General features: G+C 68.7%; 7 protein-coding genes. 5 read left to right on the top strand and 2 right to left on the bottom strand.

What is annotated here, in order from left to right:
* Window positions 1-124 precede the first annotated feature (124 nt).
* The 5 genes from Q8M82_RS21475 to Q8M82_RS21455 all read left to right on the top strand — a co-directional run bounded on the left by Q8M82_RS21475 (window position 125) and on the right by Q8M82_RS21455 (window position 6,957).
* On the top strand, window positions 125-2,182 hold the full coding sequence (locus Q8M82_RS21475; RefSeq protein ID WP_305693331.1) for a hydantoinase/oxoprolinase family protein: 2,058 nt from the start codon (window positions 125-127) through the stop codon (window positions 2,180-2,182).
* Entirely contained in the window at window positions 2,179-3,834 is a 1,656-nt protein-coding gene (locus tag Q8M82_RS21470) for a hydantoinase B/oxoprolinase family protein (RefSeq protein WP_305693330.1), read from the top strand. The genes Q8M82_RS21475 and Q8M82_RS21470 overlap by 4 nt, the downstream gene beginning before the upstream one ends.
* A gap of 132 nt (window positions 3,835-3,966) precedes the next feature.
* Window positions 3,967-4,581, top strand: coding sequence for a TRAP transporter small permease subunit (locus Q8M82_RS21465; RefSeq protein WP_305693329.1), 615 nt, complete (start codon window positions 3,967-3,969; stop codon window positions 4,579-4,581).
* Window positions 4,578-5,882 carry a TRAP transporter large permease gene (locus Q8M82_RS21460; protein WP_305693328.1) on the top strand — a complete coding sequence of 435 codons (1,305 nt, stop codon included), beginning with the start codon at window positions 4,578-4,580 and terminating at the stop codon, window positions 5,880-5,882. The genes Q8M82_RS21465 and Q8M82_RS21460 overlap by 4 nt, the downstream gene beginning before the upstream one ends.
* A 37-nt stretch (window positions 5,883-5,919) precedes the next feature.
* Window positions 5,920-6,957 (top strand): TRAP transporter substrate-binding protein, encoded by a 1,038-nt coding sequence (locus Q8M82_RS21455; protein ID WP_305693327.1) that lies wholly within the window; start codon window positions 5,920-5,922, stop codon window positions 6,955-6,957.
* A gap of 96 nt (window positions 6,958-7,053) precedes the next feature.
* Here the strand turns inward: Q8M82_RS21455 and Q8M82_RS21450 are convergent, their stop codons facing one another.
* Both Q8M82_RS21450 and Q8M82_RS21445 read right to left on the bottom strand, forming a co-directional pair.
* On the bottom strand, window positions 7,054-8,058 hold the full coding sequence (locus tag Q8M82_RS21450) for a Gfo/Idh/MocA family protein (RefSeq protein ID WP_305693326.1): 1,005 nt from the start codon (window positions 8,056-8,058) through the stop codon (window positions 7,054-7,056).
* 11 nt (window positions 8,059-8,069) lie between these two features.
* On the bottom strand, window positions 8,070-9,101 hold the full coding sequence (locus tag Q8M82_RS21445) for a Gfo/Idh/MocA family protein (protein WP_305693325.1): 1,032 nt from the start codon (window positions 9,099-9,101) through the stop codon (window positions 8,070-8,072).
* Window positions 9,102-9,113 lie beyond the last annotated feature (12 nt).

Raw genomic sequence — 9,113 nt, 5'->3', positions numbered from 1 at the left:
ACTGGTCCGGTCGGCACCACGCCAGCATGAGGTTTGCATCGGGGCGCTGTAGACTTCCGCCCGCTCGTCGTCGCATCGTGACGGCCACGCCTTCGCCACGCCCAAGCTCGGATCCCGGATTTTCATGCAAGCCAAGCGGATCCGCATCGCCGTCGACATCGGCGGAACCTTCACGGACCTCGAATGCGTCGACGAGGCCGACGGCACGACCCAGAGCTTCAAATCGCCGACGACGCCGGACGATCCCTCGCTCGGACTGATGAACGCGATCAAGGGCGCGGCCGCGCGCTTCGGCTTCGCTCTGGCCGATGTCGGCCTTCTGATGCACGGCACCACGATCGCGACCAATGCGGTGCTGACGCGCAACCTGCCCGAGGGCGCGCTGATCACGACGGCGGGCTTCGAGGACGTGCTGGAGATCGGCCGTCACGCCCGCAAGGAGATCTACCGTCTGAAGCCGGAGCCGCCGGCCGTTCTGGTGCCGCGGCGGCGCCGCTTCGGCGTGGTCGAGCGCGTCGGGCCCGCCGGCGAGGTGCTGACCGCGCTCGACGAGACCAGTGTCGAGGCGGCGATCGACCGCGTCGCCGCCTCGGGCGCCAGCGTCTGCGCAGTGGCGCTGCTCAACGGGTTCACCAACCCCGCCCATGAGATCGCGATCCGCGACCGCCTGCTGACGCGGCTGCCGGATCTGGCGGTGTCCTGCTCGCACGAGGTCTCGCCCGAGATCCGCGAATTCGAGCGGACCTCGACGACGGTGCTCAACGCGCTGCTGATCCCGGTGGTGCGGCGCTATATCGACGCGCTGCTGGCGCGGATCGCCGCCGAGGGGCTGACCGCGCCGCTCTATCTCGTGCAGTCCAATGGCGGGGCGACCACGCCGCGCGCGGCCGGCGAGGCGCCGGTCAAGCTCCTGCTCTCGGGGCCGTCCGGCGGCGTGCTGGCGGCCGAGGGCGTCGCACGCCAGCTCGGTTTTCCGAATGTCGTCGGCGTCGACATGGGCGGCACGAGCTATGACGTTGCCGTCATTCGCGACGGCCGCCGCGCCGTCGTCGCGCAGGGCGACATCGACGGCCTGCCGGTGCGCGTGCCGATGGTCGACATGCGCACGATCGGTGCCGGCGGCGGCTCGATCGCCTCGCTCGACGCTTCGGGGCGCCTCCAGGTCGGTCCGCGCAGCGCCGGCGCCAGGCCCGGCCCGGTCTGCTATGGCCGTGGCGGCACCGAGCCGACCGTCACCGACGTCAACCTGATCCTCGGGCGGCTCGACCCCGTAACCTTCCTCGGCGGCGAATTCGCGCTCGATCTCGACGGCGCCCGCCAGGCGCTGGACACCCGCATCGCCGGCCCGCTCGGGCTCGACCGGGATCGCGCCGCGGCCGGCATCCTCGCCGTCGTCGTCGCCAAGCTCGCCGGCGCGATCAAGCTTTCGCTGTTCGAGCGCGGGCTCGATCCGCGCGATTTCGCGCTGATGTCCTTCGGCGGGGCGGGGGGACTGCACGCTGTCGAAGTCGCCGCAGAACTCAGCATGACCACGGTGATCTTCCCAAAGGACCCTTCGACCTTCTCGGCCCATGGCATCCTGCAGTCCGACATCGTCCACGATCTCGCGCGCACCCGCGTCCTGCCGCTTAAGACCGGCGCCGCGCCGGCTTTCGCCGCGCTCGCCGACGAACTGCTCGCCGAGGGTGAGGCGCTGCTGGCGGCCGATGGCCTTTCGGCCGCCCAGCGCCGCCTCGAACTCGCGGCCGATCTGCGCTATCGCGGCCAGGCCTTCGAGCTGCTGGTGCCGCTGGAGGAGGTGCCGCAGGACGATGCGGCGCTCGCGCGGCTCTGCGGGCGCTTCCACGAGGCGCACCGCCAGCGCTTCTCCTTCGACGATCCCGACGAGACGGTGGAGCTCGTGACGATGCGGCTGGCGGCGGTCGGCCTTCTCGGCGGCACGGCGAGCGCCCAGGCGCCGGCAGCAAGCGCACCGGCGGCGCGGCGCGAGCGCGCGGTCCATCTCGGCGGTGGCTGGACAAGCGCCCCGGTCTACGAGCAGGCCGCGCTCGGAGCGGGCGCGAGCGTCGAGGGGCCCGCGATCGTCGAGCAGGCCTACACCACGCTGATCATCCCCGCGGACTGGCGGCTCGCCGTCAGGCCCTCGGGCGATCTCGTTGCGACCCGGGAGGCGCAGTCATGAGCCAGGTCGAAAGCCAGGTCGTGTCCAGGGTCGACCCCGTCCTCCTCGAAATCGTCTCGCATGCGCTGGTCTCGGCGGCCGAGGAGATGTCGATCACGGTCTGGCGCACCAGCCGCTCGACCACCGTGCGCGAGCTGCTCGACTATTCGACTGCGGTGTTCGACGGGGAGGGCCGCAACATCGCCCAGGCGGCACGCATGCCGGTCCATCTCAATTCGATGGAGCTCTGCCTGCAGGAGATCATCGCCCGGCATCTGCCGCTGGAACGCTGGCGCGAGGGCGATGTCATCGTCACCAACGATCCCTATTGCGGCGGCCAGCATCTGCCGGATTTCCTCGCCTTCAAGCCGGTCTTCGTCGAGGGGCGGCGGATCGCCATCACCTGCGTCCTCATCCACCATGTCGATGTCGGCGGCGGCGCGGCCGGTGGCTACAACGCCCATGCCGTCGAGATCTTCCAGGAAGGCCTGCGGCTGCCGCCGGTGAAGATCGTCCGCGAGGGCGAGATGCAGGACGATCTCTTCGCCACGATCCTGCAGAATGTGCGCGAGCCCGAGACCTTTCGCGGCGATTTCCTCAGCCAGATCGCGGCGCTCGAGGTGGGCGCGCGGGCGATGCGGCAGCTCGCGGCACGCTATGGCGTCGAGACGCTGCGCGAGGTCGGGCAGGCCCTGCTCGACCATTCCGAAACGGCGATGCGCGCCGCTTTGACCGCGCTGCCCGACGGCGTCTACGAGGCGGAGGATTTCGTCGACGGTGACGGCATGGACGAGGGTCAGAAGCGCATCGCGGTGCGGCTCACGATCGCGGGCGACCGTCTCACCGTCGACTTCGAGGGCTCCTCGCCCCAGGCGCGCGGGCCGATCAACGCGACGATGGCGACGACCCGCTCGGCGGTTTATTACGCCGTGATCGCGGCGTCCGGCATCGAGGCGACCGCCAATTCCGGCTGCTACCGCCCGATCACCGTCAGCGCGCCCGACGGGCTTCTCGTCAGCGCCCAATTCCCCGCGCCGGTTTCGATGCGCATGCTGACCGGCCACCGGATCGCGACCGCGGTGCTGAAAGCCTTCGCGCAGGCGATCCCCGAGCGCATTCCCGCCTCCTATTACGGCGTGACCTTCAACCACGCGGTCAACATCCGCCATGCCGACGGTCGCCGGCAGGTCTATTTCGACGCCGAGATCGGCGGCTGGGGCGGCCACCCCGAAGCCGACGGGCCCTCGGGCCTCTCGGCCGGCTTCCACAACGGCCAGAACACGCCGATCGAGATGATCGAGGCGATCTTCCCGCTGCGCTTCACGCATTACGGTTTCCTGCCCAGTTCGGGCGGCGCGGGGCGGATGCGCGGCGGGCTCGGACTGGTGCGCGAATGGCGCTTCATCGCGGAGCACGGCCTGCTCAACGCCTCCTTCGACGCCTTTGACTCTCAGCCTTACGGGCTGGCCGGCGGCGAGCCGGGGCGGGGCGGACGCCTTAGCCTGATCCGCGACGGCAAAGTCACGGAACTGGCGGCCAAGACGATCGGCTGCGTGCTGAAGGCCGGCGACATCGTGCGCATGGAGACGCCGGGCGGCGGCGGCCATGGCGACCCCCGCGAGCGCGATCCCGCGGCCATCGCCGCCGACAGGGCCGATGGCTACGTCTCGTGACCGGCGCGCCGTGCTGGCGGGACTATTGCATGGCAGGCCTGACGCGTGGTCACATGCGACGTGATGCGCAGCGGGCGCCCGGAGACCGGCCTTGATGACGACGACAACCCGCCCGCGCAGCCCGGCGTGTCCATGAGCGACCTCTCCCGCCTTCTCCCCGACGAGCCGCTGCCGCAGCGCATCTCGCGCATCCTGGCCTGGGCCGCGGGCGCGATCGTGCTGGTCGGCTGCAGCTTCCTCATCACCATCGACGTGATAACGCGCTATCTGTTCAAGCGCGGCATGGTCGAGAGCTTCGAGATCTCGGGCTATGCGCTGGCGGCCTGTATCGGGCTGGGGCTGGCCTTCACGGTCACCTCCAAGGCCAATATCCGCGTCGACATCCTGCTCGGCGTGCTGCCCGCCAAGGTTCGCATCATCTGCGACATCATCGCCTCGCTGGCGCTCGCTTTGATTGCCGTGGCGCTGGCCTGGTTCGCCTGGGGCACGCTGGCCCAATCCTGGGCCCTGAACGCCAAGTCGGTGTCGCAGCTGCAGACGCCGATGGTGATCCCGCAGGGGATCTGGTGCGTCGGCCTGGTCTGGTTCGCCTGCATGGCCGTGCTGATCCCGATCCAGGCGATCGGCCGGCTGATCGCGCGTGACCGGGCCGGCTTCGACGCGCTGATCGGCTCGCTGCGGGTGACCGAGGAGATCGAGCAGTCCGGCGTCGAGAACCCGGCCGCCGGCGCGGAGTCGCGCTCGTGATCGGGACCGCACTGTCCCTGCTCGTCGCGCTGGTCGGACTGAGCATCCCCGTCGCCGCCTCGCTCGCGCTCATGGCCTATGTGCTGCAGGCCAACTACGCCTTCTTCCCGATGACCGGCGCCGTCGGCGAACTGGCCTGGAACTCGTCCAACGACTTCATCCTGATCGCCGCCCCGATGTTCATCATGATGGGCGAGCTGATGCACCGCTCGGGCATGAGCGAGCGGCTGTTCACCGCGCTCTCGCCCTGGTTCGCCCGCGTGCCCGGAAGGCTGATCCACACCAACATCGCCGCGAGCGCGATCTTCGCCGCGACGTCGGGCTCGTCGGTGGCGACGGCGGCGACGATCGGCACGGTCGCGATCCCGAACATGGACAAGGGCGGCTACAACCGGCCGCTCTTCCTCGGCTCGATCGCAGCCGGGGGCACGCTCGGCATCCTGATCCCGCCCTCGATCAACATGATCATCTACGCCGTGCTGACCGACACCTCGGTGGCGGATCTCTATGCGGCGGGCTTCATCCCCGGTTTCCTGCTGGCGGGGCTGTTTTCGCTGATGGTGCTGGGGCTTGCCCTCTACAGGCCCGACTGGGCCGGACCGAAGGTCGACACCGGCGATCTCTGGCGCCTGCGCGTCGCGGGCCTGCGCCATCTCATCCCGCCGCTGGGGCTGTTCCTCGTCGTCGTCGGCTCGATCTATGCGGGCATCGCCACGCCGACGGAGGCCGCCGCGCTCGGCCTGATGGCGACGCTCCTGCTCGTTGCGGCCAACCGCCAGCTGACCTTGCCGGTGCTGCTGCGGGCCTTCGAGGGCACGGTGCGGACGACCTGCATGGTGATGCTGATCGTCATCGCCGCCTTCTTCCTCAACTTCGTGATGGTCTCGATCGGGCTGGTGAAGGCGATCACCGATCTCGTCCTGGCGCTGGGCTGGCCGCCGCTCGGCATGCTCGTCGCGATCGTGGTGTTCTACCTGATCCTCGGCTGCTTCATGGAGACGCTGTCGATGATGATCGCGACGACACCGGTCGTCGTGCCCGTGATCACGGCGCTCGGCTACAGCCCGGTCTGGTGGGGCATCATCTTCGTCATCCTGATGGAGGCGGCGCTGATCACGCCCCCGGTCGGCCTCAACCTCTATGTCGTCCAGGCCGTGCGCGGGAAAGGCAACTTCATGGATCTCTGCATCGGCGCGTTGCCCTTCGTGCTGGCAATGCTGGTGATGATCGCGATCCTGATCGCCTTTCCGCAGCTGGCGCTGTGGCTGCCGACCGTTCTCAATCCCAAAGCCGGCGGCTGAGGCCGCCAGAACCCACCCGAAAGAGGAGAAGCTTGCGATGAAACGCCTGGTCCCGATCGCCGCCCTTGCCGCTGTCCTCCTCAATGGAGCCGCCCAGGCCCAGGGCCTGCCCGCGACGAGCTTCAACGCCGTCGGCAGCATCGGCAATCTGTCGATGTACACCAACCGCGAGGTTCCGTTCTGGAACGAGACGGTGCCGAAGGAATCCGGCGGCGCCATCAAGGTGCAGGTCAAGCCCTTCACCGAGCTCGGCTTCAAGGGGCCCGAGATCTTCCGCCTGGTCTCGGCCGGGACGCTGCAATTCGCCACCACGGTGCTGAACTACAATTCGGGCGAGGTCCCGATGAACGAAGCCACCGACCTCGTCGGTCTCGTCGGCTCGGTCGAGGAGCTGCAGAAGGTCGTCGACGTCTTCCGCCCGACCTATGCGAAGTTCCTCGAGGAGAAGCACGGGCTCAAGCTGCTCGGCTTCGGCACCTATCAGGCGCAGGTGATCTATTGCCGCGACGCCTTCACCAAGGTGGCCGACCTCAAGGGCCGCAAGGTCCGCGCGTCGGGCGCCTCGCAGCAGGCCTTCGTCAGCCATATCGGCGGCTCGCCGATCAACCTCGCCTTCGCCGAGGTCCAGCCGGCGCTGGCCAGCGGCGTGATCGACTGCGCCATCACCGGCGCGCTCTCCGGCTATCGCTCGAAATGGCATGAGAGCGCGAAGTTCATCTCGCCGATGCCGATCAATTTCGGCCTCTCCGCCCAGCTCGCCAATCTGAAATGGTGGAACACGCTCGATCCGAAGGTGCAGGCCTTCCTGACCACCCATCTGCGCAAGCTCGAGGATTCGATCTTCGACCAGGCCAAGACCGAGACCCAGACCGGCCTCGACTGCAACACCGGCAAGGCCTGCAGCGAGGGAGCGCCCGCCGCCATGAAGCTCGTGCCGGTGACGCCGGAGGACGAGGCGCTGCGCAAGGATGCGCTGACCAAGGTCATCCTGCCCGCCTTCGCCGGTCGTTGCGGGGCGGAGTGCGTGACGACCTGGAACGGTACGATCGGCGCCTTCCTGAAGCTGAAGATCTGACGCAAGCCTTGGCGCCTCGTCCCTGGGTGGCGAGGCGCATCGACCGTCCAAGGATCGGCAGCGCGGTGCTCCCGCCGTGATCTGATCCGGACCGGTTCAGCCGCGCCGCACGGCCGCAGCCTCGGCCTCCAGGGATAGCCGGGTCACGGCGAAGACATGAGTCTGGCTCGTCGCCGTCTGCGTCCGGTCCCGGACATCGGCGAGGAAGCGGCTGAAATAGGTCAGCGGCTCGGTGCTGGCGTCGATATGGCGCGTGCCTTCATGGTTGGACAGGAAGACATGGTCCGTGCCTGGGCGGCCGGCGATGTCGAGATATTTGCGCAGCTCGATGAAGCCCTTCGTGCCGAGCAACGTCAGCCGCCCGTCGCCCCAGGTCGGCAGGCTGTCGGGCGTGAACCAGTCGACGCGGATATAGCCGGTGGCCTTCTCGCTGCGCAGCAAGATCTCGCCGAAATCGGAGAAGTCGGGGACATCGGGGACCGCATGATTGGCGGTGGTGCTGGCGACGATCTGCGCGTCGGCCGCGCCGCTGTAGAACAGGAACTGATCGATCTGGTGCGAGGCGATGTCGATCAGGATGCCGCCAAAGGCTGCGCGATCGAAGAACCAGGCCGGGCGGATGGCGCGGTTCAGCCGGTGCGGCCCCAGACCGACGGTGTTGACGACCTCGCCGATGGCGCCCTCCGCCACTAGTTTCGCGGCGATCTCGGAAGCGCGCACGATAAAGCGCTCTGAAAAGCAGATCGAGAAGATCCGCCCCGTCTGCGCGACGCAATCCATCACATCGGCGAGTTGCGCTGCCGTCGTCAGCCCGGGCTTGTCGGCCATGACGTCCTTGCCGTTGCGCATCGCCTGGATGGCGATGCCGGCCCGGTCGCGCGGAATCGCCGCGCAGCAGATGATGTCGATCGCGGGGTCGTCGAGCAGGCGCTCGCGCTCCAGCGGCAGCAGATCCGGAAAGCGCTCGCGAAAGCCTTCGAGCACGCGCGGGTCCGACGTCTGCGGGCAGTAGCCGGCGCAGTCCGCCCCGGCCGCGATCAGCTCGGCGACCATATGGTAGATGTGCCGGTGGTCGAGACCGATGGCGGCGAAACGCAGCATGCTTCCCGTCCTCAGCCCGTGGCCACGGTAACGCGGCCGGAGCTTTGCCCGGCGGCGATCAGCGCATCGATCAGGCGGTGGACCCGCAGCGCGTCCTCTCCGGTGATCCGGGGCGGACGCTTCTGCCGGAGGGCCTCGGCGAAATCGGCCATCACCGCGCGATGGTAATCATGGGGAAACGCCATCGGGTCGGCGCCCGTGCCGCCGGCGCTCTTGTCGGCCTCGATCACGGTGCGCGTGCCGTCATGCCAGGCGATGTCGAGCGCGGTCCCGACCAGCGAGGCCGTCGCATGGCGGCAGATCAGCTCGATCCGCTCCGGGAAGCCGGGATAGGCGGCCGTCGTCGCATCGATGGTGCCAACCGCGCCATGGGCGAAGCGCACGGCCGCGCAGACCATGTCCTCGGTTTCCATGCGATGGACCGGGCTGGTCAGGGCATGGCCACTGACTTCGGTGATGGGGCCGGCCAGGCTCAGCATCAGGTCGAGCGTATGGATGCCCTGCGAGAGCAGCACGCCGCCGCCATCGCGCGCGAAGCTGCCCCGTCCGGGCTCGTCGTAATAGGATTGTGGCCGCCAGAGCCGGATCACGGTCGAGCAGCCGACGATCTCGCCCATGCGGCCGGACGTGAGATGATCCGCCAGCGCCATCGCCGCCGGCTTGAAGCGATGCTGCAGCACGATGCCGAGCGTGACACCGGCGGCGCGACAGATTGCGACCAGTTCCTGGGCCCGGGCGGTGGTGATCTCCAGCGGCTTTTCCAGCAGGACATGCTTGCCCGCTTGGGCGCAGCGCCGGTCGATGTCGAGATGCGTGTTGGCCGGCGTCAGCACCAGCATCGCCTCGACGCTTTCGTCCGCCAGCAGGGCGTCGAGATCGTCGCAGAGCGGGAAGGGGAAGCGCGCGCCGAAGGCCGCGCGCCGTTCGGCGCTCGGGCTGTAGGCGCCGACGACCTCGATCTCGTCCTGCAGATCGACGAGGCCCCGGGCATGGGGCGTCACGGCCATGCCGAGCCCGACGATCCCGATGCGCAGCCTGCTCATGCTCTTAACTCC

Origin of the sequence: Allobosea sp. (assembly GCF_030694325.1) — a bacterium.
Taxonomy (GTDB): Bacteria; Pseudomonadota; Alphaproteobacteria; order Rhizobiales; family Beijerinckiaceae; genus Allobosea.
This window is presented reverse-complemented; position numbering and strand designations above follow the sequence as displayed.